Origin of the sequence: Pseudomonas sp. AN-B15, assembly GCF_019056475.1 — a bacterium.
Taxonomy (GTDB): Bacteria; Pseudomonadota; Gammaproteobacteria; order Pseudomonadales; family Pseudomonadaceae; genus Aquipseudomonas; species Aquipseudomonas parakoreensis.
Genome location: NZ_CP049737.1, coordinates 1,383,996 through 1,405,378, shown reverse-complemented (window position 1 = coordinate 1,405,378; position 21,383 = coordinate 1,383,996). Strand labels below are relative to the sequence as shown.

General features: G+C 59.6%; 22 protein-coding genes and 2 tRNA genes. 15 read left to right on the top strand and 9 right to left on the bottom strand.

Features of this window, described 5'->3' with window-relative positions:
• Positions 1 to 7 precede the first annotated feature (7 nt).
• Positions 8 to 961 (top strand): hypothetical protein, encoded by a 954-nt coding sequence (locus tag GTQ41_RS06415; RefSeq protein ID WP_047292014.1) that lies wholly within the window; start codon positions 8 to 10, stop codon positions 959 to 961.
• A gap of 85 nt (positions 962 to 1,046) precedes the next feature.
• On the opposite strand, the gene dinB is transcribed toward GTQ41_RS06415, so the two are convergent.
• Positions 1,047 to 2,108, bottom strand: a complete 1,062-nt coding sequence (dinB, locus tag GTQ41_RS06410; protein WP_047292012.1) for a DNA polymerase IV — start codon at positions 2,106 to 2,108, stop codon at positions 1,047 to 1,049.
• A 279-nt stretch (positions 2,109 to 2,387) separates the two neighbouring features.
• On the opposite strand from dinB, the gene GTQ41_RS06405 reads away from it, so the two are divergent.
• The 4 genes from GTQ41_RS06405 to GTQ41_RS06390 all read left to right on the top strand — a co-directional run bounded on the left by GTQ41_RS06405 (position 2,388) and on the right by GTQ41_RS06390 (position 6,971).
• A tRNA-Met gene (locus GTQ41_RS06405) sits at positions 2,388 to 2,464 on the top strand.
• 219 nt (positions 2,465 to 2,683) lie between these two features.
• Positions 2,684 to 2,760, top strand: a tRNA-Met gene (locus tag GTQ41_RS06400).
• Between the two features lie 279 nt (positions 2,761 to 3,039).
• Complete coding sequence (mprF, locus tag GTQ41_RS06395; RefSeq protein ID WP_047292010.1) at positions 3,040 to 5,679, top strand: bifunctional lysylphosphatidylglycerol flippase/synthetase MprF; 2,640 nt, start codon at positions 3,040 to 3,042, stop codon at positions 5,677 to 5,679.
• Positions 5,679 to 6,971, top strand: a complete 1,293-nt coding sequence (locus GTQ41_RS06390) for a virulence factor family protein (protein WP_047292008.1) — start codon at positions 5,679 to 5,681, stop codon at positions 6,969 to 6,971. Before mprF ends, GTQ41_RS06390 begins: the two co-directional genes overlap by 1 nt.
• A gap of 194 nt (positions 6,972 to 7,165) precedes the next feature.
• Here GTQ41_RS06390 and GTQ41_RS06385 read toward each other — a convergent pair whose 3' ends face one another.
• Positions 7,166 to 7,327 (bottom strand): hypothetical protein, encoded by a 162-nt coding sequence (locus tag GTQ41_RS06385; protein WP_179294938.1) that lies wholly within the window; start codon positions 7,325 to 7,327, stop codon positions 7,166 to 7,168.
• A 356-nt stretch (positions 7,328 to 7,683) separates the two neighbouring features.
• On the opposite strand from GTQ41_RS06385, the gene GTQ41_RS06380 reads away from it, so the two are divergent.
• Positions 7,684 to 8,010 carry a DUF3077 domain-containing protein gene (locus tag GTQ41_RS06380; protein ID WP_047292006.1) on the top strand — a complete coding sequence of 109 codons (327 nt, stop codon included), beginning with the start codon at positions 7,684 to 7,686 and terminating at the stop codon, positions 8,008 to 8,010.
• 161 nt (positions 8,011 to 8,171) lie between these two features.
• On the opposite strand, the gene GTQ41_RS06375 is transcribed toward GTQ41_RS06380, so the two are convergent.
• A complete protein-coding gene (locus tag GTQ41_RS06375; RefSeq protein ID WP_047292004.1) occupies positions 8,172 to 10,073 on the bottom strand; it encodes a potassium transporter Kup in 1,902 nt (633 codons plus the stop codon).
• A gap of 289 nt (positions 10,074 to 10,362) precedes the next feature.
• On the opposite strand from GTQ41_RS06375, the gene rimO reads away from it, so the two are divergent.
• The 5 genes from rimO to tsaA all read left to right on the top strand — a co-directional run bounded on the left by rimO (position 10,363) and on the right by tsaA (position 14,492).
• Positions 10,363 to 11,700: a 30S ribosomal protein S12 methylthiotransferase RimO gene (gene rimO / locus GTQ41_RS06370; RefSeq protein WP_047292002.1), complete on the top strand. Its 1,338-nt coding sequence runs from the start codon at positions 10,363 to 10,365 to the stop codon at positions 11,698 to 11,700.
• 202 nt (positions 11,701 to 11,902) lie between these two features.
• Positions 11,903 to 12,376 (top strand): GNAT family N-acetyltransferase, encoded by a 474-nt coding sequence (locus tag GTQ41_RS06365; protein WP_047292000.1) that lies wholly within the window; start codon positions 11,903 to 11,905, stop codon positions 12,374 to 12,376.
• A 157-nt stretch (positions 12,377 to 12,533) separates the two neighbouring features.
• Complete coding sequence (locus GTQ41_RS06360; protein ID WP_047291998.1) at positions 12,534 to 13,244, top strand: rRNA pseudouridine synthase; 711 nt, start codon at positions 12,534 to 12,536, stop codon at positions 13,242 to 13,244.
• Between the two features lie 72 nt (positions 13,245 to 13,316).
• Positions 13,317 to 13,784 (top strand): DUF1456 family protein, encoded by a 468-nt coding sequence (locus tag GTQ41_RS06355; protein WP_047291996.1) that lies wholly within the window; start codon positions 13,317 to 13,319, stop codon positions 13,782 to 13,784.
• Between the two features lie 9 nt (positions 13,785 to 13,793).
• Complete coding sequence (gene tsaA, locus GTQ41_RS06350; RefSeq protein ID WP_047291994.1) at positions 13,794 to 14,492, top strand: tRNA (N6-threonylcarbamoyladenosine(37)-N6)-methyltransferase TrmO; 699 nt, start codon at positions 13,794 to 13,796, stop codon at positions 14,490 to 14,492.
• 182 nt (positions 14,493 to 14,674) lie between these two features.
• On the opposite strand, the gene fpr is transcribed toward tsaA, so the two are convergent.
• A complete protein-coding gene (fpr, locus tag GTQ41_RS06345; protein ID WP_003222277.1) occupies positions 14,675 to 15,454 on the bottom strand; it encodes a ferredoxin-NADP reductase in 780 nt (259 codons plus the stop codon).
• Positions 15,455 to 15,586: 132 nt separating this feature from the next.
• Here fpr and GTQ41_RS06340 point away from each other — a divergent pair, with 132 nt between their 5' ends.
• Positions 15,587 to 16,513, top strand: a complete 927-nt coding sequence (locus GTQ41_RS06340; RefSeq protein WP_027611091.1) for a LysR family transcriptional regulator — start codon at positions 15,587 to 15,589, stop codon at positions 16,511 to 16,513.
• On the opposite strand, the gene GTQ41_RS06335 is transcribed toward GTQ41_RS06340, so the two are convergent.
• Positions 16,510 to 16,872: a diacylglycerol kinase gene (locus GTQ41_RS06335; RefSeq protein WP_042607041.1), complete on the bottom strand. Its 363-nt coding sequence runs from the start codon at positions 16,870 to 16,872 to the stop codon at positions 16,510 to 16,512. The two genes, GTQ41_RS06340 and GTQ41_RS06335, sit on opposite strands and share 4 nt — an antisense overlap.
• A gap of 74 nt (positions 16,873 to 16,946) precedes the next feature.
• Entirely contained in the window at positions 16,947 to 17,597 is a 651-nt protein-coding gene (erdR, locus tag GTQ41_RS06330; protein ID WP_041072218.1) for a response regulator transcription factor ErdR, read from the bottom strand.
• Between erdR and GTQ41_RS06325 the strand changes: the two genes are divergently transcribed.
• Positions 17,590 to 17,748: a hypothetical protein gene (locus tag GTQ41_RS06325; RefSeq protein ID WP_155416796.1), complete on the top strand. Its 159-nt coding sequence runs from the start codon at positions 17,590 to 17,592 to the stop codon at positions 17,746 to 17,748. The genes erdR and GTQ41_RS06325 overlap by 8 nt on opposite strands.
• Before the next feature lie 72 nt (positions 17,749 to 17,820).
• Here GTQ41_RS06325 and GTQ41_RS06320 read toward each other — a convergent pair whose 3' ends face one another.
• A complete protein-coding gene (locus GTQ41_RS06320; protein WP_047292042.1) occupies positions 17,821 to 18,567 on the bottom strand; it encodes a tRNA-uridine aminocarboxypropyltransferase in 747 nt (248 codons plus the stop codon).
• Positions 18,568 to 18,756: 189 nt separating this feature from the next.
• On the opposite strand from GTQ41_RS06320, the gene GTQ41_RS06315 reads away from it, so the two are divergent.
• Positions 18,757 to 19,182 (top strand): PA3611 family quorum-sensing-regulated virulence factor, encoded by a 426-nt coding sequence (locus GTQ41_RS06315; protein ID WP_041072220.1) that lies wholly within the window; start codon positions 18,757 to 18,759, stop codon positions 19,180 to 19,182.
• Here GTQ41_RS06315 and GTQ41_RS06310 read toward each other — a convergent pair whose 3' ends face one another.
• The gene (locus GTQ41_RS06310) at positions 19,183 to 19,377 is read right to left on the bottom strand and encodes a hypothetical protein (protein WP_041072222.1); all 195 of its coding nucleotides are present in this window, start codon (positions 19,375 to 19,377) and stop codon (positions 19,183 to 19,185) included.
• Positions 19,378 to 19,735: 358 nt separating this feature from the next.
• Between GTQ41_RS06310 and GTQ41_RS06305 the strand changes: the two genes are divergently transcribed.
• Positions 19,736 to 20,854, top strand: coding sequence for a TIGR00730 family Rossman fold protein (locus GTQ41_RS06305; RefSeq protein ID WP_047291990.1), 1,119 nt, complete (start codon positions 19,736 to 19,738; stop codon positions 20,852 to 20,854).
• A 56-nt stretch (positions 20,855 to 20,910) separates the two neighbouring features.
• On the opposite strand, the gene recX is transcribed toward GTQ41_RS06305, so the two are convergent.
• A complete protein-coding gene (gene recX / locus GTQ41_RS06300; RefSeq protein WP_003222270.1) occupies positions 20,911 to 21,381 on the bottom strand; it encodes a recombination regulator RecX in 471 nt (156 codons plus the stop codon).
• Between the last annotated feature and the right edge of the window lie 2 nt (positions 21,382 to 21,383).

Sequence of the window (21,383 nt, the reverse complement as noted above, 5' to 3'; positions counted from 1 at the left end):
AGACCTCATGTTCAAGCGAAACACCTTGGGCCTCGGTGGCGCCGCCTTGTGCGGCGCCCTGCTGGTCAGCGGCTGCGCCAATCAGATGTCACAGCGCAGCGAGCACGAAGAGCGGGTCGAGCGCAAACTGCTCGACCATAGCCTGCAGATCGATGTCGGTGAGCCTAAGGTGCTCGAACTGCCGCAACGACGTGTGAAGATCAACGAACAGAAGACCTTCGAAGTCACCGAGTTCGAAGTCACACGCCGTTACGACCGCTACACGCCTTACCAGCCCTGGCGCGAAATCTATGAGATTCCGTTGGGTGCAGTGGCGGTGGTTGCCGGTCTCGGCGCCAATGTGGTCAATGTGTTCGCTTTGGGCAATCTGCCGGACAGCGTGACCAAGGACTGGCTGAACTACGGCATTGCCGGGGTCAACCCGTTCATGAACGTGCAGTCTCACGGTCGTGCACAACAGAACCTGGCCGGTATCGATGAAGTCCAGCGCGACAAGCGCACGGAATATTCGAGCCTGCCGTGGAGCGAACGCCCGGTGCAGGTCAAGGCTGGCAAGCAGACCTTTGACATGACCACTGACCGCAACGGCGTGCTGCGCCTGAACCTGCTGGACAGTCCGTTCGCCGAAAATGACCTGAATCATATCGGCAAGCTGCAAATCAGCGTCGAAGACGGCAAGGATGACGTGCACAGCGATTCGTCCCTGGCGATCAGCAGTCATTTGCGCAGCAAGTTGCTCGAAGCCCACGGGTTGATTTACGACGATCTGGAAGACGACGAAGTGAGCCAGTGGGTCCACCGGGTCAAGCGCCTGTCGGAGCTGGGTCTGGAAGAAGAAGCCAGCGAGCTGGAGCAAAGCCTGATCGAACTGACGCGCAACGATCCTGAGTTGCAGGCCGAGTTTCTCAAGTCGCTGACCAAGGATGCCGGGCGCCTGGTGGCAGATCCGGGACCGAATTAAGCCTTAAAAGATCGCAGCCTGCGGCAGCTCCTACAGGGAACGCATTCCAACGTAGGAGCTGCCGCAGGCTGCGATCTTTTGACTTTTAACGCTCAAACAACTCCATCTGCTCAAACCCACCGCGCAAATCCTCCAGCCGGACCCCCACGCCCAACAAGCGCACCGGTTTCCCGCCACGATTGAATGCCTGCGTCAGCATCAACTGATAACTGCCCAGATCCCGCCCTGCCCCGGCCTGTTCCAGTGTGGTCTGGGTAAAATCGTGAAACTTCACTTTGACGAACGGCTTGCCCGGCCGATAACTGCTGTCGATCCGTTCCATGCGGGTTTTCAGGGTGTCCAGCAGCTCAGGCAGCTTGTCGAGGCAACTGCGCAGATCCGGCAAATCGACGTCGTAGGTGTTTTCCACGCTGATTGACTGACGGCGACTGTCGTTATGCACCAGCCGGTCATCAATCCCACGGGCCAGACTCCAGAGTCGCTCACCGAAACTGCCGAATTCGCGCACCAGCGCCAGCTTGTCCCACTCGCGCAATTGCAGACAATCGGCAATGCCGAGTTTGCCCAGCTTGTCCGCGGTGACTTTGCCGACGCCGTGCAACTTGCTCACCGGCAAACCGCTGACGAAATCTTCCACCTGATCCGGAGTAATGACGAACAGCCCGTTGGGCTTCTTCCAGTCACTGGCGATCTTGGCCAGAAACTTGTTCGGCGCCACACCCGCAGACACGGTGATGTGCAACTGATTGGAAACGCGCCGGCGGATATCCTGAGCGATACGCGTGGCGCTACCGCCAAAATGCGCACTGTCGGAGACGTCAAGATAGGCTTCGTCCAGCGACAGCGGTTCGATCAGGTCGGTGTAATCGCGAAAGATCGTATGAATTTCCTTCGAGGCTTCGCGATAGGCGTCCATGCGTGGCTTGACGATGGTCAGGTCGGGGCACAGCTTCAAGGCATGGCCTGATGACATTGCCGAGCGCACACCATACGCCCGCGCTTCATAGTTGCAGGTCGCAATCACTCCACGCCGATCCGCCGACCCACCCACCGCCAGCGGCTTGCCGGCCAGGTTCGGGTCGTCGCGCATCTCGATGGCGGCGTAGAAACAGTCACAGTCGACGTGGATGATTTTTCGCTGGGTCATGACAGAAAAAGCAACATGGTGAGCCGGAAACGCAGTATCTCACTCACACCTGTATATAGCACCAGTGGTCCGAATGTTCTTTTCAGTCTGTAGGGCAACGACAATGAATTTATTTTCTCAATCGAAAATCATTGACCAATAGAGCTGAAAGCCTTGTCCCACCTGCCCTGCGTCCCTTCTCCCGCCCTGCAAAAAGCGCTAAGCGATTGAACAGGAACAGATTTATCCAGATTCAAGGTTGACACTTCGGCGATCCTCTGTAGAATGCCGCCACACAGACGCGGGATGGAGCAGTCTGGTAGCTCGTCGGGCTCATAACCCGAAGGTCGTCGGTTCAAATCCGGCTCCCGCAACCAAACATCAAAAAAGGCTACTCGAAAGAGTGGCCTTTTTTGTGCCTGCCTGTTTCTCAGAGCGGCCTCCGCATCACGCACATTGGGCGAACAGGAATTCGTTGCATTTCCGAAACTTACCGTTGCGCTGCGACCGTTTGACGCAAATTCACACTTATTTGACCCTTTACGGGATTAGCGGTTGACACCTCGCCGTTCGCCTGTAGAATGCCGCCACACAGACGCGGGATGGAGCAGTCTGGTAGCTCGTCGGGCTCATAACCCGAAGGTCGTCGGTTCAAATCCGGCTCCCGCAACCAAACATCAAAAAAGGCTGCTCGAAAGAGTGGCCTTTTTTGTATCTGTGGAAAAAGTCCTTTCGCAACAATGATCTGTCACGCTGCAGTGAAACGCTCAGGATCATCAGACCCGCCCGGTTGCGACTATGCTTGAGTCGCAGGCAAGACGTCTGCAATCCATGACCCGCCCTCGCCGATCCCGGATGAGAGGCGTAGTATTTTGTGATTATTTTTTTCTACAGGGATTGGTAACTTGGCTGGATACCTCCATCCTGTCGCGCACAATCCAAGAGGTGATTGATGCGCGCCAACTCGTCTGATTCACAAGACACCGTCACAGCAGAACATCCGATCAAACCCGAGCGCCTGCGCTTGCTGGATCGGTTGAGCAAATACCGCCAGCCGATCGGTCTGGCGGTCACGTTGCTGCTGTTTGCCATTGCGCTGATTGCCTGCCGCCATCTGCTGAGCGAACTCGATCTCTACGCCCTGCATGACTCGATCCTGGCCGTGCCGAAACCGGCCCTGCTGGGAGCCGTGAGTGCGACGGTGGTCGGCTTCATCATATTGCTCGGCTATGAATGGTCGGCCAGCCGCTATGCCGGCGTGGCCTTGCCGCCGCGCACCCTGGCACTGGGCGGCTTCACCGCGTTTGCGATTGGCAACGCCATCGGCCTGTCGCTGCTGTCCGGCGGCTCGGTGCGCTACCGTTTATATGCACGACATGGTCTGGGGGCATCGGAAGTCGCGCACATGACGCTGTTCGCCAGCCTGTCGCTGGGTTGCGCCCTGCCTCCGCTGGCCGCCCTCGCGACCCTGAGCGACCTGCCCGCCGCCTCCACTGCATTGGGTTTGTCAGAAGGCCTGCTCGGCACGATCGCCGCGGTGGTGCTGGGGCTTGGCGCGATTCTGGCCGTCGGCATCTATCGCCGCCGCCTGCCGGAGCAGCCATACCGCGACAACCTGCTGGTCAGGGTCGGTCGCCGCACATTGCGCCTGCCGGGCCGACGCCTGACCTTCCTGCAACTGATCATCACCGCTCTCGACGTCGCCGCAGCGGCCACCGTGCTCTATCTGCTGCTGCCGGAAGCCCCGCCGTTCGGCGCCTTCCTGCTGGTGTACCTGCTGGCCCTGGCCGCTGGCGTCCTCAGCCATGTACCGGGAGGTGTCGGGGTCTTCGAAGCGATCCTGCTCGCCGCGTTCGCCGATACCCTCGGGGCCGCGCCACTGGCCGCCGCCCTGCTGCTGTATCGCCTGATCTACGTGGTGCTGCCGCTGCTGGTGGCCTGCCTGTTTTTGCTGATCAACGAAGGCCAGCGCCTGTTCCAGACCCAGACCATGCGCGCCGCGTCCGGTCTGGCCGCACCGATTCTGGCGGTGCTGGTGTTTCTGTCCGGCGTGGTGCTGCTGTTTTCCGGTGCCACCCCGGAGATCGATACGCGCCTTGAACACATCGGGTTTCTGATTCCGCATCGGCTGGTCGACGCCTCGCACTTCGGCGCCAGCCTGATTGGCGTGTTGTGTCTGTTGCTCGCTCAGGGCCTGCGCCGTCGCCTGTCGGCCGCGTGGATGCTGACCACCATTCTGTTGCTGGTCGGCGCCCTGCTCTCGCTGCTCAAAGGCTTCGACTGGGAAGAAGCCACGCTGATGACGCTCACCGCGGCGCTGCTCGGGGTGTTCCGCCGTTCGTTCTATCGTCCGAGTCGCCTGACCGAATTGCCGTTCTCGCCGCTGTATCTGGTGGCCAGCCTGTGTGTATTGGGCGCTTCGACCTGGCTGCTGCTGTTCGCCTATCAGGACGTGCCGTACAGCCATCAACTGTGGTGGCAGTTCACCCTCGACGCTGACGCCCCGCGCGGCCTGCGTTCGCTGCTCGGCGCGGCGGTGCTGTTGCTGGTGATCGCCCTGACCTGGCTGCTGCGCACCGCTCGCCCTGTGATTCATCTGCCCACCCCGGACGAACTGGATCGCGCCGCGAAAATCCTGATGGCCTCGTCGCAACCCGATGGCGGTCTCGCCCTGACCGGTGACAAGGCGCTGCTGTTTCACCCCAACGACGAGGCGTTCCTGATGTACGCCCGTCGCGGCCGCAGCCTGGTGGCGCTGTACGACCCGATCGGCCCCGGCCAGCAGCGTGCAGAGATGATCTGGCAGTTCCGCGACCTGTGCGACATCCATCACACCCGTCCGGTGTTCTATCAGGTACGTGCGGAAAACCTGCCGTACTACATGGACATCGGCCTGACCGCGATCAAGCTCGGCGAAGAAGCCCGGGTCGATCTGCATCGCTTTGACCTGGAGGCCAAGGGCAAGGAGATGAAGGACCTGCGCTACACCTGGAACCGTGGCACCCGCGACGGTCTGTCGCTGGAGATCCATGAGCCGGGCCAGGCGCCGATGGATGAGTTGAAAGAGATCTCCGATGCGTGGCTGACCGGCAAGAACGTGCGCGAGAAAGGCTTCTCCCTCGGCCGTTTCAGCGACGATTACCTGAAGCATTTCCGCATTGCGGTGATTCGCTTCGAAGGCCGCCCTGTGGCGTTCGCCAACCTGCTCGAGACTTACAGCCATGACCTGGCCAGTCTCGACCTGATGCGCTCGCACCCGGACGCCCCCAAGCTGACCATGGAGTTCCTCATGGTCGGCCTGATTCAACACTATAAGAGTCACGGATACGCGCGCTTCAGCCTGGGCATGGTGCCGTTGTCGGGGTTGCAACCCCGGCGAGGTGCACCGCTGACCCAGCGTCTGGGCTCGATGGTCTTCCGCCGTGGTGAGCAGCTGTACAACTTCCAAGGCTTGCGCCGCTTCAAAGACAAGTTCCAGCCTGACTGGGAACCCCGTTATATGGCAGTGCCCGCCGGACTCGATCCGCTGGTGGCGCTGGCCGATACTGCTGCCCTGATCGCGGGCGGCTTGACTGGATTGGTGAAACGCTGATGATTCAACGCTCCCTGAAGTACATCCTGGCCGCACTGATCGTGCTGGCCGTGATTGCCGGCGGCGGTTACTGGTACCTCAAACGCCCGGCACCGCAACCGACACTGCAACCACTGACGGCTGCCGACGGCACGGTCATGACCCGCGTCATTCCCGGCACCCAGCCCAAGGCTCAGGTGCTGGTCGCGGTCAATGACGACCAGAAGCTGACCGACAACCAATTGAGCACCCTGAGCCGCAGCGCCTCGGCGCAGATCGTTCAGGTGATTCTGCCCAAGGACTGCCTGCAACAGAGCCGCGCCCTGCAAACCGGCCTGCGCGAACTGAATGGCCCGGCCACGCTGGTCAGCGGGATCGGCCCTGGCGCGGTACTGGCCTGGCGCTGGTTGTCCGAGCAGAAGGACGACAAGGCCCAGGCGATCTCGGTCGACCTGGCCCTGGAAAAACCTGGCTGCACCCACCTGCTGCCGAAATCTGCCGCCCACGGCCACTGGCTGGTGGCGTGGAACGACAATCCGGACGACACCAGCGCCGGTTTCGTGCGCGATCAACCGAACGCCGAAACCAGCATCAGCGACTACGACATCAACCTGCCGCAGGTGCTGAACAACGAACTGCGCAAGATCCTCGTCGGCGGCGACAAGGCCAATGGTGGTCTGGCGATCCCGGTGGTTGAAGTGCCGGCCGGTCAGGCCAAGGACACCGTGACCCTGTTCCTCTCCGGTGACGGCGGCTGGCGCGACCTCGACCGCGACGTGGCCGGCGAGATGGCCAAGATCGGTTACCCGGTGGTCGGCATCGATACCCTGCGCTACTACTGGCAGCACAAGAGCCCGGAACAGAGCGCCTTGGACCTGACCGAACTGATGCAGCACTACCGCCAGAAATGGGGAACCAAGCGCTTCATCCTCACCGGTTACTCGTTCGGTGCCGACGTCCTGCCGGCGATCTACAACCGCCTGCCGGAGACCGAGCAGCAGCGCGTCGACGCCATCATCCTGCTGGCCTTCGCCCGCACCGGCAGCTTCGAAATCGAAGTCGAAGGCTGGCTCGGCAACGCCGGCAAAGAAGCCGCCACCGGCCCGGAAATGGCCAAGCTGCCAGCGGCCAAAGTGGTGTGCATCTACGGCGCCGAAGAGACCGACGAGAGCGGCTGCACCGACAAGACTGCGGTGGGCGAAGCAGTGAAACTGCCTGGTGGCCACCACTTCGACGAGAACTACCCGGCGCTGGCCAAGCGTCTGGTGGACTTGATCGAGAAGCGTCAGAGCAAGGATCAGCCGGCAGAGTGATCTGAGCTGATAAAAAAGCCCCCGCAGCCTCACGGTTGCGGGGGCTTTTTACATTCCAGCCTCCAGCTAAATTCCCTGTGGGAGCGAGCTTGCTCGCGAATACGGCGGGTCAGTCAACAGATTCGCCGGCTGACACTACGCCTTCGCGAGCAAGCTCGCTCCCACAGTGGAATTGCGCTGGACTCAAGTAATCATTAGCCCCGGCAGGCGTATCTTGCCCGCATATCGTAATGGCTGATCGCTTGAGCCGGATCGAAGTTGATCAATCGCTCCATAGCTTGCGCTTCAATCCGAAGGTTCTCGAGATCATCCTGCTTTTCTTGTTTCGATGATTCCGTCATACGCGTCTCGCTCATTTGCACACGCCAGTTCGTGTCAGACGTTTAGTATCGTTTACTTCCAGTTTCGCAATATCAGATGACGCCCACAGACCTTGTAGGCAAACTCCGAAACTCGTGTTCGGGCGCTTTGCGGCTCTATTGCGCTGTTTTTTGACGAGATACTCTCCGGACGTCGCTGACCCATTCAGCGATCGGGTGTGGTAACCCGGAGAAACCAGCGCAAAAGCCCGCTCATCGAGTAATGGCGGCTGTGCGTGGGACGCTTTCGAGCGTGCCGGTTTCCTTGGTTCCCGGTTTACCACCCCGCGTACAGTTGCCTCCCTTTCGTGTGGTAACGAAAGTCGCGGCACTTCGAACCAAGGAGTAACACGATGACCGAAACTGATCTGCACGGACCCGCAAACGTTAAAACCATCGGCTGCACCCCCTTCCTCTACCACTCGGATCAAGCGTTCTTCAACGTCCGCGCCGGCATCCCGATCATCGATGCCCTGTCCCAATCTTCCGACCTGCTGTCCCTCGCCAAATCCTTCGCCGAGGACGCTGCCTTCATCAAAGACACCGACCGCCATGCCTGGGCTGCGCATTACCTGACGGTGATGGGCAAGGCTTTGCTTGATGATGTGATCCAGGCATTGATACCGCGACCTGCGCGCACGAAGACCGAGTCTGAAACAGAGATACCTGAAAGCCTGTAGAGGTTTAAAGATCAAAAGATCGCAGCCTTCGGCAGCTCCTACATGGAATGCGAAACCTGTAGGAGCTGCCGAAGGCTGCGATCTTTTGATCTGAAGTTGCCGCCCACAAAAAAGCCCCCGCCAGCCACAAGGCTGACGGGGGCTTTTCAGTGGATGTAGAACTACATCTCCACCTGCGTCCCCAGTTCAATCACCCGGTTCAGCGGCAGATTGAAGAACCGCAGGTTGCCGTTGGCATTCTTCAACATGAACGCAAACAGCGCCTCGCGCCAGCGGGCCATGCCTTCGAGTTTCGAGGCGATCACCGTTTCGCGGCTGAGGAAGTAGGTGGTGCGCATCGGGCTGAAGTCCAGTTCCTCCAGGTGACACAGTTTCAGCGCCTGCGGCACGTCCGGCTCGTCGGTGAAGCCGAAGTGCAGGATCACCCGGAAGAAGCCTTCGCCGTGGGCCTCGACTTCGAAGCGTCGCGATGGCGGCACGCGCGGGATGTCTTCGTAGACCACGGTCAGCAGCACCACTTGCTCGTGCAACACCTGGTTGTGCAGCAGGTTGTGCAACAAAGCGTGCGGAACGGCGTCGGAACGCGCGGTGAGGAACACCGCAGTGCCCTGCACGCGGTGCGGCGGTTGCACGCGGATGCTGCTGATAAAGATCGGCAGCGGCAGCGCGCCTTCATCCAGGCGCTCGACCAGCAATTGCTTGCCGCGCTTCCAGGTGGTCATCAGCACAAACAGCGCAATACCGGCGATCACCGGGAACGCACCGCCCTGCACGATTTTCGGCACGTTGGCGGCGAAGTACAAACCGTCCACCAATAGGAAACCGATCAACACCGGCACCGCGAGAATCGGCGGCCATTTCCACAGCAGCAGCATGACGGCCGACACTAGAATGGTGGTCATCAGCATCGTGCCGGTCACTGCCACGCCGTACGCCGAAGCCAAGGCGCCAGAGGATTCAAAGCCAAGCACCAGAAGCACTACGCCGACCATCAGCGACCAGTTCACCGCGCCAATGTAGATCTGGCCCTGCTCGTCGCTGGAAGTGTGCTGGATGTACATGCGCGGGATGTAGCCGAGCTGGATCGCCTGACGGGTCAGGGAAAACGCACCGGAAATCACCGCTTGCGAAGCGATCACCGTGGCCAGGGTCGACAGCCCCACCAGCGGAATCAGTGCCCAGCTTGGCGCCAGCAGGTAAAACGGGTTACGTGCCGCTTCCGGGTTTTCCAGCAGCAAGGCGCCCTGACCGAAGTAGTTCAGCACCAGTGCAGGCAGCACCAGCAGGAACCACGCACGGGCAATCGGCTTGCGGCCAAAGTGGCCCATGTCGGCGTAAAGCGCTTCAGCACCGGTCAGCGCCAGTACCACCGCGCCGAGGATCGCCACGCCCATGCCGGCGTGCACCATGAAGAAACGCACCGCCCAGACCGGGTTCAGCGCATGCAGCACTTCCGGGTAATGGCTGATGCCATACGCCCCAAGGGCGCCGAGCACCAGGAACCAGGTGACCATGATCGGCCCGAACAGAATGCCGATCCGCGCCGTACCGTGGCTCTGGATCAGGAACAATCCGACCAGCACCACCAGCGACAGCGGCACCACCCAGTGGTCGATGCCGTCGAACGCGAGGCCCAGGCCTTCGATCGCCGACAACACGGAAATCGCCGGGGTGATCATGCTGTCACCGTAAAACAGCGCCGCGCCGATCAGCCCGCAAACCACCAGCAACGAACGCAACCGCTTGCGCTTGCCCGCCGCACGACGTGCCAGTGCGGTAAGCGCCATAATGCCGCCCTCGCCCTGGTTGTCGGCGCGCAGGACGAACATCATGTATTTGATTGAAACGACCCAGATCAGCGACCAGAAGATCAACGACAGAATGCCCAGCACTCCATCGTGATTGACGGGTACGCCGTATGCGCCGGAAAACACTTCTTTGAGGGTGTACAACGGGCTCGTGCCGATGTCGCCGTAAACCACCCCGACTGCCGCGACCAGCATGCTCAGCGGTTTTGCAGCCGAATGCTCGGCGCCCGCCGCCTGACTACTTGCCTGACCCATCCAACACTCCTGATTCTCAAACCGGCTTCTTTGAATGAAGCACTATGCTTTATGGTGCAGCATGCGCTGTTTTACCTGTTGTTACAGACGTTTTGTTGACTGTAAAAAATTGGTAAAGCTCAACGGCGCGAAGCATAGCGCAGCACTCGTCGTATTTCCCTGCATAAAGCTGGTCAAGTGCGTTGCTCATCGCTAGAATTGCGCACTTTTTGATCAGAGGCGCATCCTGAGCGCCCGTCCGTCGACTTTTCCACACGGCAAGCGACGTCACAAAACACCGAGGTTAGACATGTCCACCACTCCTGCGCCGGCCAATCCAAAGGTTGGCTTTGTATCTCTGGGTTGCCCGAAAGCACTGGTCGACTCCGAGCGCATCCTGACCCAGCTGCGCATGGAAGGCTATGACGTGGTGTCCACCTATCAGGACGCCGACGTGGTGGTGGTCAACACCTGCGGTTTCATCGACTCGGCCAAGGCTGAATCGCTGGAAGTGATCGGTGAAGCGATCAAGGAAAACGGCAAGGTCATCGTCACCGGTTGCATGGGCGTGGAAGAAGGCAACATCCGCGACGTACACCCGAGCGTGCTGGCCGTGACCGGTCCACAGCAGTACGAGCAAGTGGTCAACGCGGTGCACGAAGTGGTGCCACCGAAACAGGACCACAACCCGCTGATCGACCTGGTGCCGCCGCAAGGCATCAAGCTGACCCCGCGCCACTACGCGTACCTGAAGATTTCCGAAGGCTGCAACCACAGCTGCAGCTTCTGCATCATCCCGTCGATGCGCGGCAAACTGGTCAGCCGTCCGGTGGGTGATGTGCTCGACGAAGCCCAGCGCCTGGTCAAGTCCGGCGTCAAAGAGCTGTTGGTGATTTCGCAAGACACCAGCGCCTACGGTGTCGACGTGAAATACCGCACCGGGTTCTGGAACGGCGCGCCGGTGAAAACCCGCATGACCGAACTCTGCGAAGCGCTGAGCACCTTGGGCGTGTGGGTGCGTCTGCACTACGTTTACCCGTACCCGCACGTTGACGAGCTGATCCCGCTGATGGCCGCCGGCAAGATCCTGCCGTACCTGGACATCCCGTTCCAGCACGCCAGCCCGAAAGTCCTGAAGTCGATGAAACGCCCGGCGTTCGAAGACAAGACTCTGGCGCGGATCAAGAACTGGCGTGAAATCTGCCCGGACCTGATCATCCGTTCGACCTTCATCGTCGGCTTCCCGGGCGAAACCGAAGAAGATTTCCAGTACCTGCTCAACTGGCTGACCGAAGCCCAGCTCGACCGCGTCGGTTGCTTCCAGTACTCGCCAGTCGATGGCGCGCCGGCCAATGACCTGGACCTGGAAGTGGTCCCGGACGACGTCAAGCAAGATCGTTGGGAGCGGTTCATGGCGCACCAGCAGGCGATCAGCTCGGCACGCCTGCAAATGCGCATCGGCCGCGAGATCGAAGTGCTGGTGGACGAAGTCGACGAGCAAGGCGCCGTCGGCCGCTGCTTCTTCGATGCCCCGGAAATCGACGGCAACGTGTTCATCGACAACGGCAGCAACCTCAAGCCGGGCGACAAGGTCTGGTGCAAGGTGACTGACGCTGACGAATACGACCTGTGGGCTGAGCAGATCTAAACACCGCACACCCGTAGGCGCTGCCGAAGGCTGCGATCTTTTGATCTGAAAAGATCGCAGCCTCGTTGCACTCGACAGCTCCTACAGGGATAGCGCTGTATTCAAAAGCCCCGCTCTTTTTACGAGATGCGGGGCTTTTTTACGGCTATCGTTTGCTGTGGGAAGGACTCCCGCTCATCCATTTGAAAAGAGGCAGCCGGGCATGCGTCAGCATTCGGTCATTCATACACCGAAACTCAGCGATTATCAGGAACTGACCCGGGTCTGGGAGGCCTCGGTCCGCGCGACCCATGATTTTCTGCCGGACAGCTACATCGAATTGCTGCGTAATCTGGTGCTCACCCGTTACCTGGATGCGGTGATGCTGATCTGCACCAAGGATCATCAGCAGCGCATCACCGGATTCGCCGGGGTCGCGGCGGGCAAGATCGAGATGCTGTTCATCGATCCCGCGCATCGCGGTCAGGGGCTGGGCAAGCAGTTGCTGAATTACGCCATGCAACATCTGAATGCCGATGAACTGGACGTCAACGAACAGAACCCGCAGGCGCTGGGGTTTTACTTCAAACAGGGTTTTGAAGTGATCGGCCGCTCAGAAGTCGACGGCATGGGCCAGCCGTACCCGCTGCTGCATATGCGCCTGCGCCAGAGCCAGCAGCGCTCCAGCCATGCCTGACACACCACAATCCCACTGTAGGAGCTGCCGAAGGCTGCGATCTTTTGCTTTGTGAAGATCAAAAGATCGCAGCCTTCGGCAGCTCCTACAAATGGAACCGGGCTTAACCGGCGCCAGGCAGGTACAATGCCCACCCCTTTTTTGTTACGGCCCTGTCATGACTGACCCGATTCGCCTCTCCAAACGCCTCATCGAACTGGTCGGTTGCTCCCGCCGGGAGGCCGAGCTGTTCATCGAGGGCGGCTGGGTCACCGTGGACGGCGAAGTGATCGACGAACCGCAGTTCAAGGTCGGCGACCAGAAGGTCGAACTCGACAAGGACGCCAAGGCCACCGCGCCGGAGCCGGTCACGATTCTGCTCAACGTGCCGGCCGGTATGGACGTCGACACCGCCATGCAATCGCTCAGCGCCGACACCCTCAGCGAAGAGCACCGCTACGGCAAACGGCCGTTGCGCGGACACTTCCTGCGTCTGACCGCCAGCGCCGACCTGCAGCCCAAGGCCAGTGGCCTGCTGGTATTCACCCAGGACTGGAAAGTGCTGCGCAAACTGACTGCCGATGCGGCCAAGATCGAGCAGGAATACGTGGTCGAGGTCGAAGGCGACATGGTTGCCCACGGCCTCAATCGCCTGCAGCATGGTCTGACCCACAAGGGCAAGGAGCTGCCGCCGGTCAAGGCCAGCTGGCAGAACGAAAACCGCCTGCGCTTCGCCATGAAGAACCCGCAGCCGGGGATCATCGCGCAGTTCTGCGAAGCGGTTGGCCTGAAGGTCGTCGGCATCCGCCGCATCCGCATCGGCGGCGTGTCGATCGGCAAGGTTCCAGTCGGCCAATGGCGCTACCTGTCCGGCAAAGAGAAGTTCTGACACCTCTGTTGCCGCCACACATTCCGGCAGCGTGCCTGCGCGTTGCCCACAACGATTATCAGGATGACCCACATGATTCATAACGACGTATTGCGTAGCGTGCGCTACATGCTCGACATCAGCGACAAGAAAGTCGTGGAGATCATCAAGCTCGGCGGCATGGACGTGGAGCTGAAAGACGTCGTCGCGTACCTCGACAAGAAAGAAGAAGACGAAGAAGGCTTCGTGCGCTGCCCGGACGAGGTCATGGCGCACTTTCTCGATGGCCTGGTGATCTTCAAGCGTGGCAAGGACGAAAGCCGTCCGCCGCAGCCGATCGAAGTGCCGGTGACCAACAACATCATTCTGAAGAAGCTGCGCGTGGCTTTCGAACTGAAGGAAGACGACATGCACGCGATCCTCAAGGCTGCCGAGTTCCCGGTGTCCAAGCCTGAGCTGAGCGCGCTGTTCCGCAAGGTCGGCCACACCAACTACCGCCCGTGCGGCGATCAGTTGCTGCGCAATTTCCTCAAGGGCCTGACCCTGCGCGTTCGTGGCTGATCACGCAACATGACTTACAGCGTCTCCCCCATTGGTTTTGTGCGCTCCTGCTTCAAGGAGAAGTTCGCCATTCCGCGCCAGCCACAACTGGCCCCCGCCGCTCGTGGTGTGCTGGAGCTGGTGGCGCCGTTCGATCAGGGTGACGCGGTGCAGGGTCTGGAGCAGGTCAGCCATGTCTGGCTGCTGTTCCTGTTTCATCAGGCGCTGGAAGAAAAACCGCGCCTGAAAGTGCGCCCACCGCGTCTGGGTGGCAACAAGTCCATGGGCGTATTCGCCACCCGCGCCACTCACCGTCCCAATGGCATCGGTCAGTCGGTGGTAAAGCTGGACAGGGTCGAGGGGCATCGGCTGTTCATCTCGGGCATTGACCTGCTCGACGGCACGCCGATCCTCGACATCAAACCCTATGTGCCTTACGCCGATATCATCCCCAAAGCGTCCAACAGCATCGCCAGCGCCGCGCCACAGCTGATCGACGTGCAGTGGACGACCGCTGCGCTGCATCAGGCGCACGGCCATGCTCAGCGCCTTGGCGAGCCACTGGTCGAGTTGATCGAGCAGTGTCTGGCTCAGGATCCGCGTCCGGCGTATCAGACGCCAGCACCGGAGCGCGAGTACGGTGCGCAATTCTGGGATCTGGACGTGCGCTGGCATTACCCGACGCCGGAGCAGATTTGCGTACTGGAAGTCATCCCGGCCAACACCTGAGACCTCGCTCAATGTAGGAGCTGCCGCAGGCTGCGATCTTTTGATTTTGTCTTTTCAAGATCAAAAGATCGCAGTCTTCGGCAGCTCCTACATGGATTGTGGCAGGCAGGAAGGAAGGGAATATTTCGGGCATGAAAAAGCCCCCATTGCCTTCGCCGGCAATGGGGGCTTTTTCGTGGGGCTTACTTCTCGACGAACGCACGCTCGATCAAGTAATCACCCGGCTCGCGCATCCGCGCCGAGATCTTCAGGCCGAAGCTGTCGAGCACTTCGCTGGTCTCGTCGAGCATGCTCGGGCTGCCGCAGATCATCGCGCGGTCGTCCTGCGGGTTGATCGGTGGCAGGCCGATGTCGCTGAACAGCTTGCCGCTGCGCATCAGATCGGTCAGACGGCCCTGGTTCTCGAACGGCTCGCGGGTCACGGTCGGGTAGTAGATCAGCTTGTCACGCAGCGCTTCACCGAAGAACTCGTTCTGCGGCAGGTGCTCGGTGATGAACTCGCGATAGGCGACTTCATTGACGTAGCGCACGCCGTGCACCAGGATCACTTTTTCAAAGCGCTCGTAGGTTTCCGGGTCCTGAATCACGCTCATGAACGGCGCCAGACCCGTGCCGGTGCTCAGCAGATACAGGTGCTTGCCCGGGTTCAGGTCGTCCAGTACCAGAGTGCCGGTAGGCTTCTTCGAGATGATGATCTCGTCGCCTTCCTTCAGGTGCTGCAACTGCGAAGTCAGCGGACCATCAGGCACTTTGATGCTGAAGAACTCGAGATGCTCTTCCCAGTTCGGGCTGGCGATCGAGTAAGCGCGCATAAGCGGGCGGCCATTTGGCTGTTGCAGGCCGATCATCACGAACTGACCGTTCTCGAAGCGCAGGCCCGGATCGCGGGTGCACTTGAAGCTGAACAGAGTGTCGTTCCAGTGATGAACACTGAGGACACGCTCGTGGTTCATGTTGCTCATGTACGTGGGACTCCTGGATATTGGGTCTGCGCTCGCCTTGCGGCCGACTGTGCGCAATTGCAACGCATTCTAATAGCGACGACAATATCTGTTAACTGGATTATTAAGATAAGGGTTATCGGTTATATCGATATGCGATTTACTCTTCGTCAACTGCAAGTCTTCGTTGCCGTCGCCCAGCAGGAAAGCGTATCCCGTGCTGCGGGTCTGCTCAACCTCTCGCAATCGGCGGCAAGCACCTCTATTACCGAACTGGAGCGCCAGTCCAGCTGCCAGCTGTTCGACCGCGCCGGCAAACGCCTGAGCCTCAATGCTCTGGGCAAACAGCTGCTGCCGCAAGCGGTGGCCCTGCTTGATCAGTCCAAGGAAATCGAAGACCTGCTCAACGGCAAATCCGGTTTCGGCTCACTGTCGGTGGGTGCCACCCTGACCATCGGCAATTACCTGGCGACCCTGTTGATCGGCGGCTTCATGCAACGCCATCCCGAAAGCCAGGTAAAGCTGCATGTGCAGAACACGGCCAATATCGTGCATCAAGTCGCCCACTACGAAATTGATCTGGGTCTAATCGAAGGTGACTGCAGCCACCCGGACATCGAAGTGCAGAGCTGGGTCGAAGATGAGCTGGTGGTGTTCTGCGCGCCGCAACATCCGTTGGCCAAACGCGGCAGCGCGACCATGGAAGAGTTGACGCACGAAGCGTGGATTCTGCGCGAACAAGGCTCTGGCACACGGCTGACGTTCGATCAGGCCATGCGTCACCATCGCAGTGCGCTGAATATCCGTCTTGAGCTGGAGCACACTGAAGCGATCAAACGCGCGGTGGAATCAGGATTGGGGATTGGCTGTATTTCGCGGCTGGCGCTGCGCGATGCGTTTCGGCGCGGCAGCCTGGTGGCGGTGGAAACCCCGGATCTGGATCTGGCGCGGCAGTTCTACTTCATCTGGCACAAGCAGAAGTATCAGACGTCGGCCATGCGCGAGTTTCTCGAGCTGTGCCGCGCTTTCACCGCCGGGGTGCAGCGCAGCGACGAGATCGTCTTGCCAAGTATCGCTTAAAGCAGAATCACCGCCCACACCAGGGCAATCATGCTCAGGGCCACGAATTGCGCGGCGCTGCCCATGTCCTTGGCGTTCTTGGACAGTGGGTGAAGTTCCAGGGAAATGCGGTCAATCGCCGCTTCTACTGCCGAGTTCAACAACTCGACGATCAGCGCCAACAGGCAGACGGCGATCAACACTGCCTGTTCGACGCGGCTGACGTTCAGGAAGAACGTCAGCGGAATCAGCACCACATTGAGCAGCACCAGTTGGCGAAATGCCGCTTCGCCGGTGAAGGCTGCGCGCAGGCCGTCCAGCGAATAACCGGAAGCGTTGAGGATGCGTTTCAGGCCGGTCTGGCCCTTGAAAGGTGACATAAGGTAAAAACCAACCAGAAAGGAGTGGGAAAGCTAGAGCAACAAAAGTCAAAAAAGCGTGAAGACGCCAGCCTTTATTGGCTCGGAATTGACTCAAGTTGTTGCAGAAGTAATGCCGCCTGTGTCCGGGTGCGTACGTTCAACTTGCGAAAGATCGCCGTAACGTGAGCCTTGATGGTCGCTTCGGACACGTTCAGCTCATAGGCAATCTGCTTGTTCAGCAGGCCTTCACAAACCATGGTCAATACGCGGAACTGTTGCGGAGTCAGGCTGGCAAGGCCGTCGCTGGCAGCTTTGGCTTCGGCGGAGACGCTGACCGCTTCGAACGCCTGCGGTGGCCAGAACACATCGCCATCGAGCACCTTGCGCACGGCTTGCTGAATCATGCTCAGGTCGCTGGACTTGGGAATAAAGCCACTGGCACCGAACTCGCGGGACTTGACCATGACCGAGGCCTCTTCCTGCGCCGAGACCATCACCACCGGAATCTGCGGATATTGCCCGCGCAGCATGACCAGACCGGAAAAGCCGAAAGCGCCGGGCATGTTCAGGTCCAGCAGGACCAGATCCCAGTCGGACTTTTCGGTCAGGCGCGCTTCCAGCTCGGCGATGCTCGCCACCTCCACCAGTCGTACATCCGGGCCAAGGCCCAGCGTCACCGCTTGATGCAGTGCGCTACGAAACAGAGGGTGATCATCGGCAATCAGGATGTCGTATGTGGCCATTATTCAAATGATCCTGTTTTTGATGGCAGACCCGACGCATTCGGGCCTCGCCAAAGCAACTCAAGAGAGCGCTGCACAGCGCTATCCACAGGGGCACGTTCAACGCCAATCACAAGCAAACACGGCGTTTCAAACCTTGGCCGCACCCTAATCGGCGCCAAGCATGCCCAGCGAAGCCGGGGTGGTCAAGCAGCACCGCCGCCGCTGCGTGAAGTATGGGCCACTATGGCGCCAACACTGCCTGCGGCTTTCGTATATAAGGCAGCAACTCGGCGTGGGCCGGGGTCGACTCGTTCATGTCCAGCTGTTGTTTGGCGCCCAGGTAATGCTGGCTGAACACATCGAAATACGCGTCCAGTGCCGAGGCCGCATCGCTGTCCCCCGCCAATTCGAGGCACAACGCCGCAACTTCGGCAGTGCACAGGTGTTCGCTACGGGTGGAGCGACGCAGGCGATAACGCGAGAGTCTGTCGGGCAACAGGCTGAGAATCGGCAAGCGATCGAAATACGGACTCTTGCGGAAGATCTTGCGCGCCTCGGTCCAGGTTGCATCCAGCAAAATGAACAGCGGACGCTTGCTGCAATCGACGGCGACGGTGTTGGTCACCCGTGACGGTTCTACGTATTCGCCAGGAAATACCAGGTACGGCTGCCATTGCGGGTCGTTGAGCAGCGCGAGCATCTGCGGGTCAGGCTCGGTGCGCGACCAGATGAACGCGTGGTTGTCGCGCACCACATCGGCAATCAGCCAGCCGGTGTTGCTCGGTTTGAACACTTCCTTGCCGGTCATGATCAGGCACACGCCGGAACGGGACTCGACCGTTGGTCGCCAGGCGCACAGGCAATGGCTGATGATCACCCGGCAGTCGCGGCAACGTTCGGAGCGAAAACCTCGGGCCTGAATCGGCTTGATGCCCTCGTCCTCGCGCTGGTCGCGCAAACGGGCTACAGCGTTGGGGGCATGTTTGATCACAGGCAACGCACCACAGCAGGAAAACTCGACACGCACAGCACTCGGCAAGGTAATAAAGGCCGGCAGTTTACCAGAGCGGCGAGCGCAAACCTGTACCGTCCCGACCGGCTCCCCTATAATCCTGCGCCACTGAACGCACAGCCACAGGGCTGGTCGAACCACCAGTCACTGAATCAGGAGAGTTTCATGCTGCGCCTTATCGTTCCCACCGCCGCCATCGCGCTGGCGTTGTCCTTCAGCGCACAAGCAGCGTCGTTGAAAGAGCAGAATCTGAACAAAGAACTGCGCAACATCGCCGAACAAAGCAGCGTCGGTACGCCACGGGCGATCAACGAAGACATTCTCGATCAGGGCTACACCGTTGAAGGCATCACCCTGATCAACCACCTGAGCGTGCAGGCCAGCCACGCCGAAAAGATGCGCGCTGATCCAAAAGCGGTGTATTTCCAGCTGGGTGCTTCGGTGTGCAATAACCCGTCGTACCGCAAGCTGATGGCCAAAGGCGCGGTCATGCGTTACGACTTCACTGAATATAAAACCAACAAAGCCATCGGCTCGGCCAGCTATCAGGATTCCGATTGCCCGAAAGCGGCCCCGGCGAAGAAGAAGTAATCACCGGGTATTGGCGCGCCGCTGTTCATCCTCGGCGCGCAATTCGGCCACCAGGGCCTGTAAATAGCGTGAACGCCGTTCACCACCCGCCAGACGTCGGCAGCACTCCTCTTCGAGACTGACTTGATTGGCCTCGGCTGACGCTTTCAACATCCGATACAGCTGCGTATCGATTTCCAGAACCACTCTGGCCATCTATCCCGCCTCCTTGCCTGCTACCCGCGAATCCCTGAAAAGCGCGCACCCTGCGTACGTCGGCTGACTCCAAGCTGTCGTACAGTGCCTGTAAGTTAGTAAATCAGAGCGATTGCTCTACGGCGTACGTTCGGACGAGCGGTGAACATTCTTTGCCAATCGATACCCAAGACCTGCCAGAAAATACTGCTCGGCGTAATGATCAACTCAGCGCAATGGCTCGCGAGGGTCTAGATTCAAAGTATTCCCGATCATCTGTTCACGGCAGGACAAGGAGCTGCCGAATGTGTGTTTTTTTGCAGCGCGGCACTGACGCCGCACGTCAGGGCCACAAGCTCTGTGCAGAAGGAGACGTTGAATGCCTTACCAACCGAATGACCTGCTCAGCCTGCATTTTCAGGAACAACTTCCCGACCTCATCAACAAGGTCGAAGAACAACTCAACCAGGTTTCTCCCAACAGCCCGAACCTGCCGATCTATCGCGACATGATCCTGACCGTGCTGCGCATGGCCCAGGAAGATCACAACCGCTGGAACGCCAAGATCACCCTGCAGGCCCTGCGTGAACTGGAGCAGGCGTTCCGGGTGCTGGAACAATTCAAGGGGCGACGCAAGGTCACCGTGTTCGGCTCGGCACGCACGCCGGTCGAGCATCCTCTGTATGCAATGGCCCGGGAACTCGGCGCGGCCCTGACACGTTCAGACATGATGGTCATCACCGGCGCTGGTGGCGGAATCATGGCCGCCGCGCACGAAGGTGCCGGACGTGACCACAGCCTCGGATTCAATATCACCCTGCCTTTCGAACAGCATGCCAATCCGACTGTGGACGGCACAGGCAACCTGCTGCCGTTCCACTTCTTCTTCACCCGCAAACTGTTCTTCGTCAAGGAAGCCGATGCGCTGGTGCTGTGCCCTGGCGGGTTTGGCACACTGGACGAAGCACTGGAAGTCCTGACATTGATCCAGACCGGCAAAAGTCCTCTGGTGCCTGTGGTATTGCTGGATACACCGGGTGGAACGTTCTGGCGGGGAGCACTGGATTTCATTCGCCAGCAACTTGAAGAAAACCGCTACATCCTGCCCACCGACCTGAAACTGATGCGACTGGTCTATAACGTCGATGAGGCGGTGCAGCAAATCAACCAGTTCTATAGCAACTTCCACTCCAGCCGCTGGCTCAAGCGTCAGTTCGTTATTCGTATGCACCACAAGCTCAGCGACCAGGCATTGGCGCATATGCAGACGGCTTTCGCCGATCTGTGTCTGAGCGACCAGTTCCATCAACACGCCTACAGCGGTGAAGAACACGACGAAGCGCAGTACAGCCATCTGGTGCGGCTGGCGTTCGCCTTCAACGCCCGGGACCACGGCCGACTCAGGGAACTGGTGGATTACATCAACCTTCCGGAGAATTGGGCCCACAGCAAACCGCAGACCACACAACGCACGCGAGAACCCTCGAAGGTTATTTGAAGGCAAAAAAAAACGGCCCGCTATTTTCATAGCAGGCCGTTTCTATTTAAACCGACTTAGTCGTCCATCCCTCTGCCGCTGAACAAGCGGTTGATCATCTCCATCGAAAAGCCCCGATAGGCGAGGAATCGACCTTGCTTGGCGCGTTCCTTGGCATCGATCGGCAAGTGTCCGGAGAACTTGCGTTGCCACGTCTCGCGAAGCTGCTCCTGCCAGTCGATACCGCTTTCACGCAGGGCAAGTTCGATGTCGGCGCGTTGCAAACCACGCTGCCCCAGCTCTTCGCGAATGCGCAAGGGGCCATAACCGGAGCGGGCACGGTAGGAAACAAAGCTTTCAAGGTAACGGGCTTCAGAAAGCAGTCCCTCTTCCGTCAACCGGTCGAGTGCTGTTTCGATCATTTCCGCCTCAGCGCCGCGCTGACGCAGTTTACGCGTCAGCTCAACTCGACCGTGCTCGCGTCGAGCAAGCAGGTCCATGGCGGTTCGCCGCACCGCGACGAGGGTATCCAGTACAGCGGTGGTCATCG

Excerpts from the sequence above, each read along its gene's own strand:
- GTQ41_RS06415 (WP_047292014.1), top strand. The coding sequence starts at position 8 with ATGTTCAAGCGAAACACCTTGGGCCTCGGTGGCGCCGCCTTGTGCGGC.
- dinB (WP_047292012.1), bottom strand. The coding sequence starts at position 2,108 with ATGACCCAGCGAAAAATCATCCACGTCGACTGTGACTGTTTCTACGCC.
- mprF (WP_047292010.1), top strand. The coding sequence starts at position 3,040 with ATGCGCGCCAACTCGTCTGATTCACAAGACACCGTCACAGCAGAACAT.
- GTQ41_RS06390 (WP_047292008.1), top strand. The coding sequence starts at position 5,679 with ATGATTCAACGCTCCCTGAAGTACATCCTGGCCGCACTGATCGTGCTG.
- GTQ41_RS06385 (WP_179294938.1), bottom strand. The coding sequence starts at position 7,327 with ATGAGCGAGACGCGTATGACGGAATCATCGAAACAAGAAAAGCAGGAT.
- GTQ41_RS06380 (WP_047292006.1), top strand. The coding sequence starts at position 7,684 with ATGACCGAAACTGATCTGCACGGACCCGCAAACGTTAAAACCATCGGC.
- GTQ41_RS06375 (WP_047292004.1), bottom strand. The coding sequence starts at position 10,073 with ATGGGTCAGGCAAGTAGTCAGGCGGCGGGCGCCGAGCATTCGGCTGCA.
- rimO (WP_047292002.1), top strand. The coding sequence starts at position 10,363 with ATGTCCACCACTCCTGCGCCGGCCAATCCAAAGGTTGGCTTTGTATCT.
- GTQ41_RS06365 (WP_047292000.1), top strand. The coding sequence starts at position 11,903 with ATGCGTCAGCATTCGGTCATTCATACACCGAAACTCAGCGATTATCAG.
- GTQ41_RS06360 (WP_047291998.1), top strand. The coding sequence starts at position 12,534 with ATGACTGACCCGATTCGCCTCTCCAAACGCCTCATCGAACTGGTCGGT.
- GTQ41_RS06355 (WP_047291996.1), top strand. The coding sequence starts at position 13,317 with ATGATTCATAACGACGTATTGCGTAGCGTGCGCTACATGCTCGACATC.
- tsaA (WP_047291994.1), top strand. The coding sequence starts at position 13,794 with ATGACTTACAGCGTCTCCCCCATTGGTTTTGTGCGCTCCTGCTTCAAG.
- fpr (WP_003222277.1), bottom strand. The coding sequence starts at position 15,454 with ATGAGCAACATGAACCACGAGCGTGTCCTCAGTGTTCATCACTGGAAC.
- GTQ41_RS06340 (WP_027611091.1), top strand. The coding sequence starts at position 15,587 with ATGCGATTTACTCTTCGTCAACTGCAAGTCTTCGTTGCCGTCGCCCAG.
- GTQ41_RS06335 (WP_042607041.1), bottom strand. The coding sequence starts at position 16,872 with ATGTCACCTTTCAAGGGCCAGACCGGCCTGAAACGCATCCTCAACGCT.
- erdR (WP_041072218.1), bottom strand. The coding sequence starts at position 17,597 with ATGGCCACATACGACATCCTGATTGCCGATGATCACCCTCTGTTTCGT.
- GTQ41_RS06315 (WP_041072220.1), top strand. The coding sequence starts at position 18,757 with ATGCTGCGCCTTATCGTTCCCACCGCCGCCATCGCGCTGGCGTTGTCC.
- GTQ41_RS06310 (WP_041072222.1), bottom strand. The coding sequence starts at position 19,377 with ATGGCCAGAGTGGTTCTGGAAATCGATACGCAGCTGTATCGGATGTTG.
- GTQ41_RS06305 (WP_047291990.1), top strand. The coding sequence starts at position 19,736 with ATGCCTTACCAACCGAATGACCTGCTCAGCCTGCATTTTCAGGAACAA.
- recX (WP_003222270.1), bottom strand. The coding sequence starts at position 21,381 with ATGACCACCGCTGTACTGGATACCCTCGTCGCGGTGCGGCGAACCGCC.